Below are 18006 nucleotides of genomic sequence, written 5' to 3' on the forward strand. Positions count from 1 at the left end.
GTTCGCATTGTAGGGGCGGGCGAGGGTGTCCGGCAATCAGATGCTTTTGCGTATGAGAATATTTATCATTAATATTGCTCGCCTGTTGGTTCGGCTCGTTGGCCGGACGTTTTTTCGTTTCAGGGTCGAAACATGAAAGGCAAACTCGCCTCACTTCCCATGTCCTATCGTCTGGCCGTCACCTCGCGGGTGCTGGCGGCGGTGTTCGGCGGCTATCTGGTCGCGGCGCTGGCCAGTGTCGCGCTGACGATGTGGCTGCCGTTGAGCCGCGCCGAAGCGGTGGTGACCGGTATGACCATTTCCTTTCTGGTCTATCTGGTCGCGGTGCTGTGGTGCTTCGCTTGCCGCACGGCGTGGTCGGCGTGGGTCGGTTTGCTGGTGCCCAGCGTGATTCTGGCGACGGTGTCGGGTGCCGCGCGGGGCTTGGGTTACGCATGAAAGAGGGCTTTCGTCAGTCGATGGCCTGGCTGCACACCTGGACGGGGCTGGTGTTCGGCTGGCTGCTGTTTGCGATTTTTCTGACCGGGACGCTGGCCTATTTCAAGGATGAGATCAGCCACTGGATGCAGCCGGAAATTCCCGCGCGGCCGATTAATGCCGAAGCGAGCCTGACCCTGGCGCAAAGTTACCTGCAGCAACACGCCGCCGGCGCCTCGCGCTGGCTGATCGACTTGCCCGACGCCCGCGATCCCGGCCTGACGGTGCGCTGGCAACAGGCTCCGAACACACCGGGCGAGCGCGGCAAGTTCGAATCCAGAACACTCGACGCGCAGACCGGCAGTGAAGTCCAGGCCCGCGAAAGCCTGGGCGGCGAGTTCTTCTATCGCTTCCATTTCCAGCTGCAAATGCCTTATCCATGGGGCCGCTGGCTGGCGACGATGGCGGCGATGGTGATGTTCGTCGGGCTGATCACCGGCATCATCACCCACAAGAAAATCTTCAAGGACTTCTTCACCTTTCGCCCGCGCAAAGGCCAGCGTTCATGGCTCGACGGGCATAACGCGGTCGGCGTGCTGGTGTTGCCGTTTCACTTGATGATCACCTACAGCAGCCTGGTGATTTTCATGGCGATGGTCATGCCGGCGAGCATTCTGGCATCCTATAACGGCGACGTGCGCACCTTTTACGACGAAGTTTTTCCGGCATCGAAGACCCCTGAGCGAGCCAACCGGGCGGCGCCGCTGAGCCCGATGGCTCCACTTCTGGCCAAGGCCAGCGAGCAGTGGGCGGGAGGCAGCACCGCGCGGCTGACGGTGAACAATCCGGGGGACGCGAATGCCTCGGTGGTGCTGTCGCGCCGTGGCGACCGCGTCGTCCACGATTTCGGGCGCGCGGTGACGTTCAACGGCGTCACCGGCGAGCGCCTCGGCAGCACGCCGGAGCAGCCCGTGGCGATGGCGGTCGGCGGCACGTTCTACGGTTTGCACATGGGCCACTTTGCCGGGTCGACATTGCGCTGGCTGTATTTCATCTGTGGTCTGGCGAGTACCGCGATGATCGGCACCGGGCTGGTGATCTGGCTTGGCAAGCGCCAGCTCAAACACGCCAAGAGCGGCGTGATGCCGTTCGAATTGCGCTTGGTGGAAGTGCTGAACATCGCCAGCATGGCCGGGTTGGTGTTGGCGGTGGCGGTGTTCTTTTTGGCCAATCGTCTGTTGCCGACAGATCTGCTCGGGCGCGCCGATCAGGAAGTGAATGCGTTTTTTATCGCCTGGGCTTTGAGTGTGGTGCATGCGTTGCTGCGCAAAGGGCGCAAGGCCTGGGTCGAACAGCTCGCGCTGGCTGCCGTGCTGTTTATCGCGGTGCCGCTGATCAATCTGACCACACCGTGGAATCTCGGGGTAACGCTGGCGCAAGGTGACTGGACGCTGGCGGGTTTTGATCTGACGTGCCTGGGCGCAGGCCTGTTCCTCGGCTGGGCCGCATGGAAAATGCAGCGTGCCGGCGGCGCCGTCAGCGTGAAAAAAACATCCCGCGAAAAGCCGCGACCGATCGCGCTTGAGCAGGAGGTCAGCTGATGTTGCTGGCGTTGTTGCTGTGCTACGCCGGGTTCAGCGCGTTGTGTCTGTCGATGCCTCGGCACCACGATGAACTGCTCGGCAACAAACCCTCTGCCCGACGTGCACGAGGTCTGAAACTCGCCGGTTGGCTGTTGCTCGGGCTGTCGCTTTGGGCGGCAGTCGCTGCACACGGCTGGAGTTTCGGTCTGGTCGACTGGTTCGCGGTGCTCATGCTCAGCGCCTTGGCGTTGGTGCTGTTGCTGCCGTATCGCCCACGTCTGGCCCTCGCACTGGCCGGGTTGAGCCTGCTGGCCAGTCCGGTCGCTGCCTGGGCGCAGGTCTGACATGCTGATCGATCATCCCCCGGAATCCCGCGACGACGAACCGCACGGTGCGCGTGCGCATTTTCTTCAGGTGTTCCTGTCGCAGCGCTCGCAGATGGAAGCGCTGGTCAACCGGCGCGTCGGCTGCCGGGCCACGGCGGCGGATCTGGTGCAGGATCTGTTCCTGCGTTTCTGGCGACGGCCGCTGGTGCAGGTCGAAGAACTCAGCACCTACCTTTTGCGCTGCGCCGGCAACATCGCCATCGATCACTTGCGCAGCGAAGGCACGCGGGTGCGGGTCAATGAGGGCTGGCAACCGGATGCGCCGGACAGTCACGGCAGCGAACCGCAAGCCGCGCTCGAAGCGGGCAATGATCTGCGCCATGTCGAAGCGGCGTTGCGCGCCTTGCCCGAGCGCACTCGGCAGATCTTTTTGCTCAATCGCATCCACGGCCGCAAATACGCAGACATCGCCAAAGCCATGGGCCTGTCCCAAAGTGCCGTGGAAAAACATATGATGCGCGCCCTCGAGGCCTGCAAGGCCAGCCTGCGCGAACCCGCGCCACGCCTGCCAGGGAAAGCACCGTGAAATCCAACGACCGCGTCATCCCGACGCCCGCTCAGGAACAGGCCGCGCTCGCCTGGCTGAGTCTGCTGCACGACCGGCCAAGCACCGGCGATCAACTGACCTTCAGCCACTGGCTGCGCGCCGACCCGGCCCACGCCGAGGCTTACGCCCAGGCGCAAGTGCTCTGGGAGTTGAGCGAAAGTCCGGCGCGTACCTTGGCCGATGAAGAGGCGTTGGCGTTGCAGGGCTACCTCAATGCGATGGATCGTCCGCGTCGTTCAACGCTGCTGCGCTGGTCGGGCGCGCTGGCGATGGCCGCGTGTCTGATGCTGATGATCAGCCTTGGCACGGGTTGGCAGCCGCAGCGCTGGATCGATGATCTCGGTGCCGATTACGTTTCGGCACCGGGCGAGATCCGCACCGTGACCCTGGCCGATCAATCGCAAGTCACGCTGGATGCCGACAGCGCCATCGCGGTGGATTTCAGTCATGGCGAGCGGCGTGTGCAGTTACGTCGCGGCGCTGGTTTCTTCAGTGTCACGCATACGGGGGATCCGTTTGTGGTCGCGGCGGAGAAGGGCGAGTCGCGGGTGCTCGGCACGCAATTCGAAGTGCGTCTGCAGCCCGCAGGTGCGCAGGTCACGGTGCTGTCCGGGCGCGTTGGCGTGACGGCGGATCGCAACGCGCAACAGCAGATTCTGACCGCCGGCCAGCAAGTGGCTTACGGGCAGGGCAGTGCAGAAAAACTGCACGCGGTGGACAGCGAGGCGCAACTGGCTTGGCGTCAGGGCTGGCTGAATTACTACAAGGCGTCGCTGGCCGATGTGGTGGAGGATCTGCGGCGCTATTACCCGGGGCGGATTGTTGTGCTCAACGATGAGTTGGCTGCGCGCAAGGTCAGCGGCAGTTTTCCGAGCAAGGATCCGCAGGTTGTGTTGAGTTCCCTGCAAGGGGTGATGGGGTTTGAGCAGCATCAGGTGCTGGGGCATCTGATTATTTTGCGCTGAGCCTGCTCGCGATAGCGTTCTTTCAGACAGCAAAAAATATTTTCAAATTTGTGGTGAGGTAAACCACAGCCCCATCCGTGTAGTGACTGAAACTGCGAGTCATTCGCATCCGTTGCGGTTCTACACAGGTCATTGAGCAATGAAGTCCAGGGCAAAATCGGGTTCGGTCAAACAGTGGTTGGGTGTTTCGGCATTGAGTTTTTCGGCGTTGGCGCTGTTGCCGCTGAGTGTGGCGCTGGCCGCTGAAACCGTCAGCAGCCCGACACAGAAACAGTTCAGTTTCTCCCTGAGCGCCAAACCACTGCCCCAGGCTCTGAGCGACTTCAGCCGCGTCACCGGGCAAAGCGTGGTCTACACCGATGAGGCACCGTACGGCATTAACGCCCCGGCCGTCAGCGGCCAGATGAGCGCCGAACAGGCGCTGCAACGCCTGCTCAGTGGTTCCGGCATGACCTTTCGCCGTACCGACAGCCACACCCTGGCGCTGGAACCGCAACCCACCGCAGGCGCACTCAATCTTGGCGCGACCACCATCACGTCGATGCGTGACGAGTCGATGAGCTATCAGCCGCCGCAGACCAGTTCGGTGATGCGCTCCTCGGCTTCGCTGCAGGAGATTCCTCAGACCGTCAACGTGATTCCGGCCCAGGTCATTCGCGATCAGTCCCCGCGCAATCTCGACGATGCGTTGGCCAACGTCAGCGGCATCACCCAGGGCAACACCTTGGGCAGCACCCAGGATTCGGTAATGACCCGCGGTTTCGGCGACAACCGCAACGGCTCGATCATGCGCGACGGCATGCCGATCGTGCAGGGCCGTGGCATGAACGCGACGGTCGATCGGGTCGAAGTGCTCAAGGGCCCGGCCTCGTTGCTCTACGGCATTCAGGATCCGGGCGGCGTGGTCAACCTGGTCAGCAAGAAGCCGGAACTGACTCAATACAACGCGCTGACCCTGCGCGGTTCCACCTACGGCGACGGCAAGAATGGCAGCGGTGGCACCTTCGACAGCACCGGGGCGCTGGGCGAATCCGGGCTGGCCTATCGGCTGGTGCTGGATCATGAAGACGAAGATTACTGGCGCAACTACGGCACCCACCGCGAGACGCTGATCGCGCCGTCGCTGGCCTGGTTCGGCGAGCGTACCAAGCTGTCGTTCGGCTATGAACACCGCGAGTTTCTCACCCCGTTCGACCGGGGCACGGTAATCGATCCGCGCACCAACCATCCGCTGGACATCTCGCGCAACGAGCGTCTGGACGAGCCATTCAACGACATGGAAGGCCGTTCCGACCTGTACCACTTCGAAGCCGACCACGAACTCAACGACGACTGGAAAGCCCATTTTGGCTACAGCTGGAACCGCGAAACCTACGACGCGAGCCAGGTACGCGTGACCGCCATCGACACCAAAAAAGGCACGCTGACCCGCAGCATGGACGGCACGCAAGGCGCGATCAGCACTGACCGTTTCACCACCGCCAGCCTCGAAGGCAAAGTCAACCTGCTGGGCATGCAACATGATCTGGTGTTCGGCGTTGACGATGAGTACCGCAAGATCTACCGCGCTGACCTGATCCGCCAGAAAAGCCTGAGCACCTTCAGCTATGTCAATCCGGTGTATGGCCGTGAAGTCGAAGGCACCACGGTCAGCCCGGCGGACAGTGCGCAGACCGATCTGCTGCGCAGCGATTCGGTGTTTCTGCAGGACTCGATACACCTCAACGACCAGTGGATTCTGGTCGCCGGCGGACGCTTCCAGGAGTACGACCAGTACGCCGGCAAAGGCGTGCCGTTCAAGGCCAACACCGACAGCAACGGGCAGAAATTCGTACCGCGCGCCGGTCTGGTGTATCGCTACACCGACGAATTATCGTTCTACGGCAGCTACACCGAATCGTTCAAACCCAACTCGACCATCGCCCCGCTCAGCGGCAGCAGCACCGTGCTCGACGGCAGCATTGCGCCGGAAGAGGCCAAGTCGTGGGAACTGGGTGCGCGTCTGGATATGCCGGGGCGCATCACAGGCAATATCGCACTGTTCGACATCAAGAAGCGCAACGTGCTGGTCTCCAATTCTGAAGGCCCGACCACCATTTACAGCGCCGCAGGCGAAGTGCGTTCCCGTGGTCTGGAACTGGATCTGACTGGGCAGTTGACCGATCGCTGGAGCCTGATCGGCGCCTATGCCTACACCGATGCCGAGGTCACCGAAGACCCGGACTACAAAGGCAATCGCTTGCAAAACGTGGCGAAGAACAGCGGTTCATTGTCGGCGGTGTATGACTTCGGCAGCGTGATTGGTGGCGACCAACTGCGGGTCGGTGCCGGGGCGCGGTATGTCGGCGAACGCGCGGGCAATGCGGTGAATGATTTCGACCTGCCGAGCTACACCGTGGCCGATGCGTTTGCCACTTACGACACCAGACTCGAAGGGCAGAAGGTCAAGTTCCAGCTCAACGTGAAGAACCTGTTCGACCGCACCTACTACACCTCGGCGGCGAGCCGGTTCTTTGTGTCGATGGGCGATTCGCGGCAGATTTCGCTCTCCAGTACGCTGGAGTTCTGATCCAGGACCGCGTCATCGTTCTTCGCGAGCAAGCCCGCTCCCACATTGGATGGTGTTATTCAAACAATCTGAGTTCACTCTGAACCCTGTGGGAGCGGGCTTGCTCGCGAAGCGGCCCGATCAGGCAATAAAAACCCCGGATCTAACGCAAAAACGCCTGCCGATATTCCCCAGGCGTCCCACCCAACACCTGCCGAAACCGGTTGGTGAAATGACTGGCACTGGCAAACCCGCACGCCAATGCAATCTCCCCCAGCGGCAACGCCGTGCCACGCAACAATTCCCGCGCCCGGTTCAAGCGCCGCGCCAGCACGTACTGATGCGGCGGCAGGCCGAAACTCACGCGAAACATCCGCGCAAAGTGGTATTCCGACAGCGCACACAATCCGGCCAGTTGCCCGAGGCTGATCGGCTCGGCCAACTGATTGTCGATGAACTCGACCAGTTGCCGCCGCTGATGGGGCGCCAGTCCGCCCTTGAGGCGCACACCCTGCCGGGCGCCGACCTGGCTGAGCAGGGTATGGCTGATCAATTCATGCGCAATGCTGCTGGTCAGCAGGCGTTCGGCCGGTTCGTCCCAATTCAGTGTCAGTAACTGACGAAAGCGTCGGGCCTGCTGCGGATCTTCCAGAAAGGTCTGCTCGCGCAACTGCATCTCTCGCGGCTCGCGATCCAGCAGCGTGACGCAACCCAAGGCAAATTGTTCGGCGCTGAAATACAGATGAGCGAGACGCAGATCGCCGTTGATCACCCAGCCCGATTGGTGATCGGCGGGCAGGATGCACAACTTGTCCGGTCCGCCCTTGCGCCCCGGTTGGCCACGGCGAAAGGTGCCCGTGCCCCCGGCGATGTAGCAGGAAAGCGTGTGGTGGCTCGGCGTTTCGTATTCCTGGGCATCGTGGTGGTTGGTCCACAGGGCCGCAGACAAGCCGTCACCGAGATCGGCGCTGTGCAACAGGCGTGCATTCGGCGAGCGGTTGAGGGCTTGGAAGACTTGCAGGGTATCGATAGCGGCCATATTCGGTTCTCTCCAACGCCTTGCATCCTACTCCGTAGCTTTCGTGCTGCCAGCCTGTCGAGCGACAAAAGCGCAAGAATCTGCAAGCGCCCCGATCGTTGCTGTCGCACCCTGAACCTCCATACAACACAACCCTGTGGCGAGGGCGCTTGCTCCCGCCGGGCTGCGCAGCGGACCCATCAGTGAGTGCTGCGCACTCAAGCGCGAGCAAGCTCGCTTGCCACAGAGTGCCCGGTGTTCTCAGGAGTTTCGTCATGAACCTTTCGCTGTATCTGCTGACCGTGCTGATCTGGGGCACCACCTGGATTGCCCTGAAATGGCAACTGGGCGTGGTGGCGATTCCGGTGTCGATCGTTTATCGCTTCGGTCTCGCCGCGCTGGTGCTGTTCGTGTTGTTGCTGCTCAGTCGGCGGCTGCAACCGATGAATCGGCGCGGACATCTGATCTGTGTGGCGCAGGGGCTGTGCCTGTTCTGCGTCAACTTCATGTGCTTTCTGACCGCCAGCCAGTGGATTCCCAGCGGGCTGGTGGCGGTGGTGTTTTCCACGGCCACTTTGTGGAATGCGCTCAATGCACGCGTGTTCTTCGGTCAGCGCATTGCGCGCAACGTGTTGATGGGCGGGGCGCTGGGTTTGTTCGGTCTGGGAATGTTGTTCTGGCCGGAACTGGCCGGCCATCACGCCAGCCCCGAAACGTTGCTTGGTCTTGGCTTGGCGCTGTGTGGCACCTTGTGTTTTTCGGCGGGCAATATGTTGTCGAGTCTGCAGCAGAAGGCAGGCTTGAAACCCTTGACCACCAATGCCTGGGGCATGGCCTACGGGGCGGCGATGTTGTCGGTGTGGTGTCTGGTCAATGGCATTGCGTTCGACATGGAGTGGTCGCCACGTTACGTCGGGGCGTTACTGTATCTGGTGATCCCCGGTTCGGTGATCGGCTTCACCGCGTACCTGACGCTGGTCGGACGTATGGGGCCGGAGCGTGCGGCGTATTGCACCGTGCTGTTCCCGGTGGTGGCACTGAACGTGTCAGCGTTTGCTGAAGGTTATCAGTGGACGGCACCGGCGTTGCTCGGGCTGGTGTTGGTGATGCTGGGTAATGTCTTGGTGTTTCGTAAGCCGAAAACGCTGGTGGCGCCGGTGCAGGGGAAGTTGGTATGAAACAAACGATCACTGAACATCAGCGCTCGACTTTCAAGGTGATGTAAATCATCACCGGGAATATGAAGTCAATGATATGCCGGGCCCAGTCCTTGGCATTCCATGATTGTGAGGTGTCCATGTCAAACCATTCCACACCCACGGTTTGCAGGCACACGTAATAAATGAAAATTGCCGTCAGTATGCCCATGATCGAGAACTTTTTTGCCTCGTGGAATACCTCTGCAGGCGCATTGATGTGCCGATAGAGTTGATAGGTGCCTATCAGGCATAACGTCGTATACGTCACTTCCAGCGTGATGATGAACCAGTAGATCCGGTGATGAATCATCGGTGAATCGACGGCTCGGTACTTTATGGACTCATTGGCGGTGGTAGTGTCCATGCTCAGGATATGAGCCACGTACGTGTAGTTCGAGTCATAGTCGGTAAAGTTGTGAATCATCACCAATACACCAAAGAAGCTGATGTAAGCCATCAATATAACTTTGCTGTAGCGAATAACTTTATCGGTTGTCAGGTTGTTCACAGGATTAGCTCTCCATAGCAGTGGTCGATCATTCGATTGCCAGGCAGAGCTTATAATGCTGTTGTTAAGTTGGCTTTGTTGTTCAATTTCAAGTTGTGTAGGGCGGCAACTAACGGGCAAGTGCGGTTCTGCACTTGCCCGTCATTTTTTATCCGCGCCAGACTTGCGGATTGACCAGGTCCTGCGGGCGTTCGCCGAGCAGCGCGCTGCGCAGATTGGCCAGTGCACGATTGGCCATGGCTTCGCGCGTTTCATTCGTGGCGGAGCCGATGTGCGGCAATGTCACAGCATTTTTCAACTGGAACAGCGGCGACTCGGCCAGCGGTTCTTTCTCGTAGACGTCCAGTCCTGCGCCACGGATGCGATTGTTTTGCAGGGCTTCGATCAGCGCCGGCTCGTCGACCACCGGGCCACGGGAGATGTTGACCAGAATCGCCCCCGGCTTCATCAACGCCAATTCGCGATGGCTGATCAGGTGGCGGGTCTTGTCGCTGAGCGGCACCACCAGGCAGACGAAGTCGGCTTCGGCCAGCAGTTGGTCAAGGCTGCGGAATTGCGCGCCGAGTTGCTGTTCCAGTTCGGTCTTGCGGCTGTTGCCGCTGTAGATAATCGGCATGTTGAAGCCGAAATGGCCACGGCGGGCGACGGCGGCGCCGATATTGCCCATGCCGACGATGCCCAGGGTTTTGCCGTGGACGTCACAGCCGAACAACGGTGCGCCGACGCTGGCCTGCCATTGGCCGGCCTTGGTCCAGGCGTCGAGTTCGGCGACGCGGCGGGCGCTGCTCATGATCAGGGCGAAGGCGAGGTCGGCGGTGCTTTCGGTGAGCACGTCCGGGGTGTTGGTGAGCATGATCCCGCGTTCATTGAAGTAGTCGAGGTCGTAGTTGTCGTAGCCGACGGAGACGCTGGAGACTACTTCGAGTTTTGTGGCTGTTTCGAGTTGGGCCTTGCCGAGTTTGCGGCCGACGCCGATCAGGCCGTGGGCGTGGGGGAGGGCTTCGTTGAATTGGGCGTTGATGTCGCCGTTCTTCGGGTTGGGGACGATGACGTCGAACTCTTGTTGCAGGCGTTCGATCATGGGTGGGGTGATGCGGCTGAAGGCCAGGACTGTTTTTTTCATCGCTATGGGCTCGGCTTCTGGGCTTTATTGCCAAGCAAGCTAACATTTCTGTTTTGGGTTGTCTTGGCGGCCTCTGGGCCGACCATGCTTTGGGTTGATGGGGGACATATCCGTTGCTTCGGGTGCTGCTGCTGGCGGTTTCGCCCTTACGGCGAGTCACTTTGGCAAACGCCCCAAAGTAACCAAAGGTCTTGGCCCCGGCGTACGGCCCTCGCCGTGGCTCGGGTTCCTTCGTTGCGGGGTTCATCCGGGGGAATCGCCTCCGGTTTGCTTCGCTGCACCTTCTCTCGATGTATGCGGCTTCGCCGCATGGCGCTGCGCGCCTCCCCCCGGATAAACCCCTCCACTCAGCCTGCCGATGGGGCCGGCACGGCAAGATCAAGAGCTTTCGGCGAGCTGACACTCGGCCATTGAGTGGTGAAGAGCATGCGGTCTGTCTGGACTGCTTTGCCTTTCTGTAGGAGTGAGCCTGCTCGCGATGGCGGCCTGACAGCCGACCAGGCTCTAACTGACTCACCCAATCCCTGTGGGAGCTGGCTTGCCAGCGATGGCGGTCTGACAGCCGACCAGTTTCCAACTGACTGACCCAATCCCCCTGTGGGAGCGGGCTTGCTCGCGAAAGCGGTGTGTCAGTCACCGAAAGTGTTGGATGTGCTGACGCCTTCGCGAGCAAGCCCGCTCCCACAATGGCTCAGCTGTGTGCTGCAGGTTGGCTGATTTCCACGTTGTCCAGCACCCGATTCACCGCCAGCTCGGCCAGCATGATGATTTGCTGGATCGCCAGTATCGTCTGTCGCTGCGGGCTTTCGACATAGGCCGCAATGTCGCTGGTCATGATGCTGGCCGAGGCCAGTGATTCGCAGGCGTGAACCAGCAGGCTTTCGTTGTCCATGTCGGGGGCGACCTGGAACATGCTGCTGGATTTGTGGAATCTCACAGCGGCGGCGGAAGGTTTCAGGTAATGGTCGAGTGCACGCTCGGCGGCGTCGTGGAGCTTTTTTGAATCGAGGGATTCGTAGGGGGAGGTGCTTTCGGCTTGGGGCGGATTGGGTGTGGGTTTGATCATGGTGGAACTCCATTCGGGATGTGGAGTTCGCCACGTACTGCGACCAAGCAATAGGGTGGCGAACCGTACGCAGGTTGGTCGACCAGGGAATGGAAACCCGGCAGGGCCAAGGCCCTCCCACGCACAGCTCGCCATTAAGCAAGCTTAAAAAGTGCGCCATTCTAAACCCGGACGACCAAGTCCGGTCGTTGATTCGTCAACGACCCCCTGAGCCTATCCACCCCACTTCCGAGCCACAACCGTCAAAACCTGTCGGAAAACTCCCTTCAAATCACCGCTTTTGTAGGAGCTGCCGTAGGCTGCGATCTTTTGATTTTTAAACATCAAGGGCAAAAGATCGCAGCCTGCGGCAGCTCCTACAGTGAACACCGTGTGTTGAAAATCAGTTGGCGACGCGGGCTCCGGCGAGGCTCCCACTCAACTCATACGCCGCCAGTTCCGCCTGATGCGCCGCCAATATCTCCGGCAGTGACCCGCGCAAATACTCGACCCAAGTCTTGATCTTCGCATCCAGGTATTGCCGCGACGGGTAGATCGCGTACAGGTTGAGTTCCTGCGAGCGGTAGTTCGGCATCATCCGTACCAGCGTGCCGTTGCGCAGGCCTTCGATGGCGGCGTAGACCGGCAGGACGCCGACGCCCATGCCGCTGATGATCGCGGCTTTCATCGCGTCGGCGGAGTTCACCAGGAACGGCGAGCTGTTGATGGTGACCATTTCCTGGCCGTCCGGGCCGTTGAAGGCCCATTTTTCCAGGGGGATCACCGGGCTGACGAGGCGCAGGCAGGCGTGGTTCAGCAGGTCTGCGGGCTTTTGCGCGCAGCCGTTGGCTTTCACATAGGCCGGGGAGGCGCAGACGATGCTGTAGGTGATGCCCAGGCGTTGCGAGACGAAGCCCGAGTCCGGCAGTTCGCTGGCGAGCACGATGGACACGTCGTAGCCCTCGTCGAGCAGGTCCGGCACGCGGTTGGCCATGGTCAGGTCGAAGGTCACGTCCGGGTGGGTCTTGCGGTAGCGGGCGATGGCGTCGATCACGAAGTGCTGGCCGATGCCGGTCATGGTGTGCACTTTCAACTGGCCGGCGGGGCGGGCGTGGGCCTGGCTGGCCTCGGCTTCGGCTTCTTCGACATAGGCCAGGATCTGTTCGCAGCGCAGCAGGTAGCGCTTGCCGGCCTCGGTCAGGGCGATGCGCCGGGTCGTGCGATTGAGCAGGCGGGTTTGCAGGTGGGCTTCCAGGTTGGAAACCGCGCGCGAAACGTTGGCCGTGGTGGTGTCGAGTTGCACGGCAGCGGCGGTGAAGCTGCCGGCTTCGGCCACACAACTGAAGGCGCGCATGTTTTGCAATGTGTCCATGGGGTGCTCTCAAGGGAGATGGCAAATTGTGACACGAAGTTTCAGGGGCTGAGACCCCCGACCAAGGGATTATCTCGTTAACGGTAACAAAGATTCACAGGAATCCCAGCTTATCGCCACTAAAGTGCCCACCTAGAATTGCGCCGTTCCCTGTAGGAGCTGCCGAAGGCTGCGATCTTTTGATCTTGTTTTAAGGGATCAGGATCAACTGATCGCCGCCTGCGGCAGCCCCTGCACAAATCCCCGCCTTATCCTCTTTCAGGAATTCGCAGCTGTGCCGCGTCGCATCAACAGAGCGCTTTTGCCGCTCAGTGTTCTGGCTTTTACCCTGGGTCTCAGCGGCTGCATCTCAACGCAAGGAATCGCCCCGCATAGCAAGGCATTGGAAGCCGACGCACTGGCCACTGACGACGCGATTGCTCACGCCGCCAAAGACGCCCACTGGCCCACCGCACAATGGTGGCAAGCCTACGGCGATCCGCAACTCAATCACTGGATCGACCTCGCCGTGCAGGGCAGCCCGAGCATGGCCATGGCCGCGGCGCGGGTGCGTCAGGCCAAGGCGCTGGCCGGTGTCGCCGAGGCCGCCGAGTCGTTGCAGATCAATGGCGAGTCAACGCTCAAGCGCCACAACTGGCCGACCGACCAGTTCTACGGCCCGGGCGAGCTGGCCAACACCACCACCTGGGACAACAACGCCGCGCTGGGTTTCAGCTACGCCCTCGACCTCTGGGGCCGGGAAAGCAATGCCAGCGAACGCGCGGTGGATCTGGCGCACATGAGCGCCGCCGAAGCGCGGCTGGCGCAGCTGGAATTGCAGAACAACATCGTGCGCGCCTACATCGAGCTGTCGCTGCATTACGCCCAGCGCGACATCGTCGCCGCGACCCTCAAGCAGCAACAGCAGATTCTCGATCTGGCGCAGAAGCGTCTGGACGGCGGCATCGGCACGCACTTTGAAGTCAGTCAGGCGGAAACGCCGTTGCCGGAGACCCATCGGCAACTGGATGCGCTGGACGAAGAAATCGCCCTGAGCCGTAACCAGATCGCCGCGCTGGCGGGCAAAGGCCCGGGCGCCGGGGCGCAGTTGCAGCGGCCGACGCTGGCGCTGGGTGCTGCGTTGAAACTGCCATCGGCATTGCCCGCCGAGTTGCTCGGTCAGCGCCCGGATGTGGTCGCCAGTCGCTGGCAAGTGGCGGCGCAGGCACGCGGCATCGATGTCGCGCATGCCGGGTTTTATCCCAACGTCGATCTGGTCGGCAGCCTCGGCTACATGGCCACCGGCGGCGGAGCGCTGGAGTTTTTGACTGGCAAGAAACTCAATTACAACGTCGGCCCGGCAATCTCGCTGCCGATCTTCGACGGTGGGCGTTTACGCAGCGAATTGGGTGAAGCCTCCGCCGGGTATGACATCGCCGTTGCGCATTACAACCAGACGCTGGTCAATGCGCTGAAGAACATCTCCGACCAGTTGATCCGCCGCGAGTCGATGGACAAGCAGCAAGCCTTCGCCGCCGAGTCGGTGGCTACTGCGCAGAAGACCTACGACATCGCGATGATCGCTTATCAGCGTGGCCTCACCGATTACCTCAACGTGCTGAATGCGCAGACCTTGCTGTTCAAGCAGCAGCAAGTGCAGCAGCAGGTGCAGGCGGCGCGCTTGAGTGCGCATGCTGAGTTGGTGACGGCGCTGGGTGGCGGCCTCGGGGCTGGCAATGATGTGCCCACTGCCGAGCAAACCCAGGCCCCGAAAACCCCGACCCTCTTGCGGTGAACACACAACCCTTGTGGGAGCGGGCTTGCTCGCGAATGCGGTGTGTCAGCCAGCGCATCAGGTGTCTGACACACCGCATTCGAGAGCAAGCCCGCTCCCACAGGTTCTCCGGTTCGACTGAATTCTTGAGCAAAATTTAATGACTCCCTTGCCCGCACCTCTACGCTGGCTCTACTCCCTGGAATGGCGTCGGGGTTTGTTTGACTGGGCGCGCAGCGATGGCGTGACCTGGGTGTATATCTTCAAGGTATTGCTCGCCGCGTTCCTCACGCTGTGGCTGGCGATGCGCCTGGAGTTGCCGCAACCGCGCACGGCGATGATCACCGTGTTCATCGTCATGCAGCCGCAGAGCGGCCAGGTGTTCGCCAAGAGTTTCTATCGTTTCCTTGGCACCCTGGCCGGGTCGGCGATGATGGTCACGCTGATTGCGCTGTTCGCGCAAAACACTGAGTTGTTCCTCGGTTCGCTGGCGATTTGGGTCGGCATCTGCTCGGCCGGTGCGGCGCGTTGCCGTAACTTTCGCGCCTACGGTTTTGTTCTTGCGGGCTACACCGCTGCGATGGTCGGGCTGCCGGCGCTGGCGCATCCGGACGGTGCGTTCATGGCCGCCGTGTGGCGGGTGCTGGAGATCTCGCTGGGGATTCTCTGCTCGACGGTGGTCAGCGCCGCGATCCTGCCGCAAACAGCCAGCGCGGCGATGCGCAACGCGCTGTATCAGCGCTTCGGGGTGTTCGCGTTGTTCGTCACCGATGGCCTGCGCGGGCGCAGCAAAGCCGAATCGTTCGAAGCGAGCAACGTGCGTTTCATCGCCGAAGCCGTGGGCCTGGAAGGGCTGCGCAGCGTCACCGTATTCGAAGACCCGCACATGCGTCGGCGCAACGGTCGCCTCAGCCGTTTGAACAGCGAGTTCATGGGCATTACCACGCGCTTCAACGCGTTGCATCAGTTGCTCGAACGCTTGCGTGTGAATGACGAAGAACACGTGGTGGCCGCGATCAGGCCGGGCCTGCAGGATCTGGCCGAAGTGCTCGACGGCTTCAGTGGTCGTGCCTTGACCAGCCCGGACGCCGCACGTCTGGTCACGGCACTGGCGAGCTACAAGGAAGGTCTGCCGGCGCGGGTGCGCAGCCTGCGTGCAGCCTTTCAGGAAACCGGTCCGAGTGAAGCCGAGCAACTGGATTTCCACACTGCATACGAGCTGCTCTATCGCTTCGTCGACGACCTGCACAGTTATGCACAGACCCACGCCTCGCTGGCTGATCACAGTCACGAGCGTGAGCGCTGGGACGAGCCGTTCACCCCGCAAACCAACTGGTGGGCCGCTGCGGCTTCGGGGATTCGCGCCTCGTTCATCCTGATTGTGCTCGGTAGTTACTGGGTCGCCACCGCGTGGCCGAGCGGCGCGACCATGACCCTGATTGCTGCCGCGACCGTGGGCCTGTCTGCCGCCACGCCCAACCCCAAACGCATGGCTTTTCAAATGGCCTGCGGTACGTTCCTCGGGGCGCTGATCGGCTTCGTCGAGATGTTTTTCATCTTCCCGTGGATCGACGGATTTCCGCTGCTGTGTGTGATGCTCGCGCCAGTCATCGTGCTCGGCTCGTTCCTCGCTTCGCGGCCGAAATATGCCGGGATCGGCCTGGGTCTGTTGATCTTCTTCAGCACCGGTTCGGTGCCGGACAACCTGACCATTTACAACCCCTACAGCTTCATCAACGACTACATCGCGATGGTCATGGGCATGCTGGTGTGTGCCGCTGCCGGCGCGATCATTCTGCCGCCGAACAGCCGCTGGTTGTGGAAGCGCCTGGAGCAGGATCTGCGCGAGCAAGTGGTCTATGCGATCAGCGGCAAGCTCAAGGGCCTGGCATCGAGTTTCGAGAGTCGTACCCGTGACCTGCTGCACCAGGCTTATGGCCTGGCGGCAGGTCAGCCGACGGTGCAGAAGAATCTGCTGCGCTGGATGTTCGTGGTACTCGAAGTCGGCCACGCGATCATCGAGTTGCGCAAGGAACAGGCGATCCTCCCGGTGCATCCGGCGTATGCCGAATCGCAGCCGTGGCGGCAGGCTATCCGCGTGATGGGCCGGGCGCTGGTGCGACTGTTTCTGCAACCGAACCCGAGCAATCTGGAGCGCGCACTGGTGGCGGTCGATCATGCGATCAGCCGGGTCGCCGCGACCGACGAGCCGTTCGCGCCGCACTTTGACACGTCCGCGTTACGCCGGGTGAAGAGCTATCTGCACTTCATCCGCACCTCGTTGCTCGACCCGCAATCACCACTCGCCGCCTATGCCGTCGCCAAGCCCGAAGGACTTGCCCATGCCTCGTGAAATCGCCTTCCACGGCGTGTACATGCCGACCATGACCTTGATGTTTTTTGTCGCTGCGGCGCTGGCCTGGGCGCTGGACCGGTTCCTCTCGGGGTTCGACCTGTACCGCTTTTTCTGGCACCCGGCGCTTTTGCGCCTGAGTCTGTTTACCTGTCTGTTCGGCGCCATGGCGCTGACTGTCTACCGTTGAGAACGTTCTGATGAAAAAGTTTTTCAGCCTGCTTGCGACCCTGCTGGTGCTGGCCCTGGCACTGTGGATCGGCCGGACCCTGTGGGAGCACTACATGAACACCCCGTGGACCCGCGACGGCCGGGTGCGGGCGGACATCATCAACGTCGCGGCCGACGTCACCGGGGAAGTGGTCGACGTACCGGTGCGCGACAACCAGTTGGTGAAGAAGGGCGACCTGCTGATGCAGATCGACCCGGAGCACTACCGCATCGCGGTCAAGCAGGCGCAGTCGCTGGTCGCTTCGCGCAAGTCGACCTGGGAGATGCGCAAGGTCAACGCGCATCGTCGTGCCGACCTCGACAACCTGGTGATCTCCAAGGAAAACCGCGACGACGCCAGCAACATCGCCGACGCCGCGCTCGCCGATTACCAACACGCACAAGCGCAACTGGAAGCCGCCGAACTCAACCTCAAACGCACTGAAGTGCGCGCGGCGGTGGACGGCTACGTGACCAACCTCAACGTGCATCGCGGTGACTACGCGCGCATCGGCGAAGCGAAAATGGCCGTGGTCGACATGAACTCGTTCTGGGTCTACGGCTTCTTTGAAGAGACCAAACTGCCGCACGTGCGCGTAGGCGACAAGGCCGACATGCAACTGATGAGCGGCGAAGTGTTGAAGGGCCATGTCGAGAGCATTTCCCGCGGCATCTACGACCGCGACAACCCGGAAAGCCGCGAGCTGATCGCCGACGTCAACCCGACGTTCAACTGGGTACGCCTGGCGCAGCGGGTGCCGGTGCGCATTCACATCGATGAAGTGCCGGAGGGGGTGTTGTTGGCGGCGGGGATTACTTGCACGGTGGTGGTGAAGCAAGAGTCGGTGGACAACTGACAGACCGCGTCGCGGCCATTCGCGAGCAGGCTCGCTCCCACAAGGGATCTTCGATGTGCCACAGATCCAGTGTGGGAGCGAGCCTGCTCGCGATAAGGACAACCCGGTCTTTCAGACCAAAA

Annotated in this window: 16 protein-coding genes; 11 read left to right on the forward strand and 5 right to left on the reverse strand. The window is 61.3% G+C overall.

Going from position 1 to position 18006, the window contains the following annotated elements; translation table 11 throughout:
* Nucleotides 1–132 precede the first annotated feature (132 nt).
* The 6 genes from H043_RS0104670 (at nucleotide 133) to H043_RS0104695 (ending at nucleotide 6467) form a co-directional block, all read left to right on the forward strand.
* Nucleotides 133–438 carry a DUF3649 domain-containing protein gene (locus H043_RS0104670; RefSeq protein ID WP_007967542.1) on the forward strand — a complete coding sequence of 102 codons (306 nt, stop codon included), beginning with the start codon at nucleotides 133–135 and terminating at the stop codon, nucleotides 436–438.
* Entirely contained in the window at nucleotides 435–2018 is a 1584-nt protein-coding gene (locus tag H043_RS0104675; RefSeq protein ID WP_027610899.1) for a PepSY domain-containing protein, read from the forward strand. The genes H043_RS0104670 and H043_RS0104675 overlap by 4 nt, the downstream gene beginning before the upstream one ends.
* Nucleotides 2018–2344, forward strand: a complete 327-nt coding sequence (locus H043_RS0104680; RefSeq protein ID WP_027610900.1) for a DUF3325 domain-containing protein — start codon at nucleotides 2018–2020, stop codon at nucleotides 2342–2344. Before H043_RS0104675 ends, H043_RS0104680 begins: the two co-directional genes overlap by 1 nt.
* A 1-nt stretch (nucleotide 2345) precedes the next feature.
* Nucleotides 2346–2912 (forward strand): RNA polymerase sigma factor, encoded by a 567-nt coding sequence (locus tag H043_RS0104685; RefSeq protein ID WP_027610901.1) that lies wholly within the window; start codon nucleotides 2346–2348, stop codon nucleotides 2910–2912.
* Nucleotides 2909–3898 (forward strand): FecR family protein, encoded by a 990-nt coding sequence (locus H043_RS0104690; protein WP_027610902.1) that lies wholly within the window; start codon nucleotides 2909–2911, stop codon nucleotides 3896–3898. Before H043_RS0104685 ends, H043_RS0104690 begins: the two co-directional genes overlap by 4 nt.
* Nucleotides 3899–4037: 139 nt before the next feature.
* Nucleotides 4038–6467 carry a TonB-dependent receptor gene (locus H043_RS0104695; RefSeq protein WP_027610903.1) on the forward strand — a complete coding sequence of 810 codons (2430 nt, stop codon included), beginning with the start codon at nucleotides 4038–4040 and terminating at the stop codon, nucleotides 6465–6467.
* Nucleotides 6468–6609: 142 nt separating this feature from the next.
* Here the strand turns inward: H043_RS0104695 and H043_RS0104700 are convergent, their stop codons facing one another.
* On the reverse strand, nucleotides 6610–7485 hold the full coding sequence (locus H043_RS0104700; protein WP_027610904.1) for a helix-turn-helix domain-containing protein: 876 nt from the start codon (nucleotides 7483–7485) through the stop codon (nucleotides 6610–6612).
* 254 nt (nucleotides 7486–7739) lie between these two features.
* On the opposite strand from H043_RS0104700, the gene H043_RS0104705 reads away from it, so the two are divergent.
* Entirely contained in the window at nucleotides 7740–8642 is a 903-nt protein-coding gene (locus tag H043_RS0104705; protein ID WP_027610905.1) for a DMT family transporter, read from the forward strand.
* 19 nt (nucleotides 8643–8661) lie between these two features.
* On the opposite strand, the gene H043_RS0104710 is transcribed toward H043_RS0104705, so the two are convergent.
* The 4 genes from H043_RS0104710 to H043_RS0104725 all read right to left on the reverse strand — a co-directional run bounded on the left by H043_RS0104710 (nucleotide 8662) and on the right by H043_RS0104725 (nucleotide 12711).
* Nucleotides 8662–9171: a DUF2165 family protein gene (locus H043_RS0104710; RefSeq protein ID WP_027610906.1), complete on the reverse strand. Its 510-nt coding sequence runs from the start codon at nucleotides 9169–9171 to the stop codon at nucleotides 8662–8664.
* A gap of 148 nt (nucleotides 9172–9319) precedes the next feature.
* Nucleotides 9320–10294, reverse strand: coding sequence for a D-glycerate dehydrogenase (locus tag H043_RS0104715; RefSeq protein WP_027610907.1), 975 nt, complete (start codon nucleotides 10292–10294; stop codon nucleotides 9320–9322).
* Between the two features lie 691 nt (nucleotides 10295–10985).
* The gene (locus H043_RS0104720) at nucleotides 10986–11360 is read right to left on the reverse strand and encodes a DUF6124 family protein (RefSeq protein ID WP_027610908.1); all 375 of its coding nucleotides are present in this window, start codon (nucleotides 11358–11360) and stop codon (nucleotides 10986–10988) included.
* A 382-nt stretch (nucleotides 11361–11742) separates the two neighbouring features.
* Nucleotides 11743–12711, reverse strand: a complete 969-nt coding sequence (locus H043_RS0104725) for a LysR family transcriptional regulator (protein ID WP_027610909.1) — start codon at nucleotides 12709–12711, stop codon at nucleotides 11743–11745.
* Nucleotides 12712–12985: 274 nt separating this feature from the next.
* Between H043_RS0104725 and H043_RS0104730 the strand changes: the two genes are divergently transcribed.
* The 4 genes from H043_RS0104730 to H043_RS0104745 all read left to right on the forward strand — a co-directional run bounded on the left by H043_RS0104730 (nucleotide 12986) and on the right by H043_RS0104745 (nucleotide 17884).
* Nucleotides 12986–14485, forward strand: coding sequence for an efflux transporter outer membrane subunit (locus tag H043_RS0104730; RefSeq protein ID WP_027610910.1), 1500 nt, complete (start codon nucleotides 12986–12988; stop codon nucleotides 14483–14485).
* 139 nt (nucleotides 14486–14624) lie between these two features.
* Nucleotides 14625–16817, forward strand: coding sequence for an FUSC family protein (locus H043_RS0104735; RefSeq protein ID WP_027610911.1), 2193 nt, complete (start codon nucleotides 14625–14627; stop codon nucleotides 16815–16817).
* Nucleotides 16807–17007, forward strand: coding sequence for a DUF1656 domain-containing protein (locus H043_RS0104740; protein WP_003221811.1), 201 nt, complete (start codon nucleotides 16807–16809; stop codon nucleotides 17005–17007). Before H043_RS0104735 ends, H043_RS0104740 begins: the two co-directional genes overlap by 11 nt.
* Before the next feature lie 10 nt (nucleotides 17008–17017).
* The gene (locus H043_RS0104745; RefSeq protein ID WP_027610912.1) at nucleotides 17018–17884 is read left to right on the forward strand and encodes an HlyD family secretion protein; all 867 of its coding nucleotides are present in this window, start codon (nucleotides 17018–17020) and stop codon (nucleotides 17882–17884) included.
* Nucleotides 17885–18006: the final 122 nt, after the last annotated feature.

The sequence above is a fragment of the Pseudomonas sp. URIL14HWK12:I6 genome (assembly GCF_000514195.1).
GTDB classification, from domain to species: Bacteria; Pseudomonadota; Gammaproteobacteria; order Pseudomonadales; family Pseudomonadaceae; genus Aquipseudomonas; species Aquipseudomonas putida_A.

Coding starts and splice junctions, on each gene's coding strand:
- H043_RS0104675 (WP_027610899.1), top strand. CDS start 435: ATGAAAGAGGGCTTTCGTCAGTCGATGGCCTGGCTGCACACCTGGACG.
- H043_RS0104700 (WP_027610904.1), bottom strand. CDS start 7,485: ATGGCCGCTATCGATACCCTGCAAGTCTTCCAAGCCCTCAACCGCTCG.
- H043_RS0104735 (WP_027610911.1), top strand. CDS start 14,625: ATGACTCCCTTGCCCGCACCTCTACGCTGGCTCTACTCCCTGGAATGG.
- H043_RS0104740 (WP_003221811.1), top strand. CDS start 16,807: ATGCCTCGTGAAATCGCCTTCCACGGCGTGTACATGCCGACCATGACC.
- H043_RS0104695 (WP_027610903.1), top strand. CDS start 4,038: ATGAAGTCCAGGGCAAAATCGGGTTCGGTCAAACAGTGGTTGGGTGTT.
- H043_RS0104705 (WP_027610905.1), top strand. CDS start 7,740: ATGAACCTTTCGCTGTATCTGCTGACCGTGCTGATCTGGGGCACCACC.
- H043_RS0104725 (WP_027610909.1), bottom strand. CDS start 12,711: ATGGACACATTGCAAAACATGCGCGCCTTCAGTTGTGTGGCCGAAGCC.
- H043_RS0104670 (WP_007967542.1), top strand. CDS start 133: ATGAAAGGCAAACTCGCCTCACTTCCCATGTCCTATCGTCTGGCCGTC.
- H043_RS0104680 (WP_027610900.1), top strand. CDS start 2,018: ATGTTGCTGGCGTTGTTGCTGTGCTACGCCGGGTTCAGCGCGTTGTGT.
- H043_RS0104720 (WP_027610908.1), bottom strand. CDS start 11,360: ATGATCAAACCCACACCCAATCCGCCCCAAGCCGAAAGCACCTCCCCC.
- H043_RS0104715 (WP_027610907.1), bottom strand. CDS start 10,294: ATGAAAAAAACAGTCCTGGCCTTCAGCCGCATCACCCCACCCATGATC.
- H043_RS0104745 (WP_027610912.1), top strand. CDS start 17,018: ATGAAAAAGTTTTTCAGCCTGCTTGCGACCCTGCTGGTGCTGGCCCTG.
- H043_RS0104685 (WP_027610901.1), top strand. CDS start 2,346: ATGCTGATCGATCATCCCCCGGAATCCCGCGACGACGAACCGCACGGT.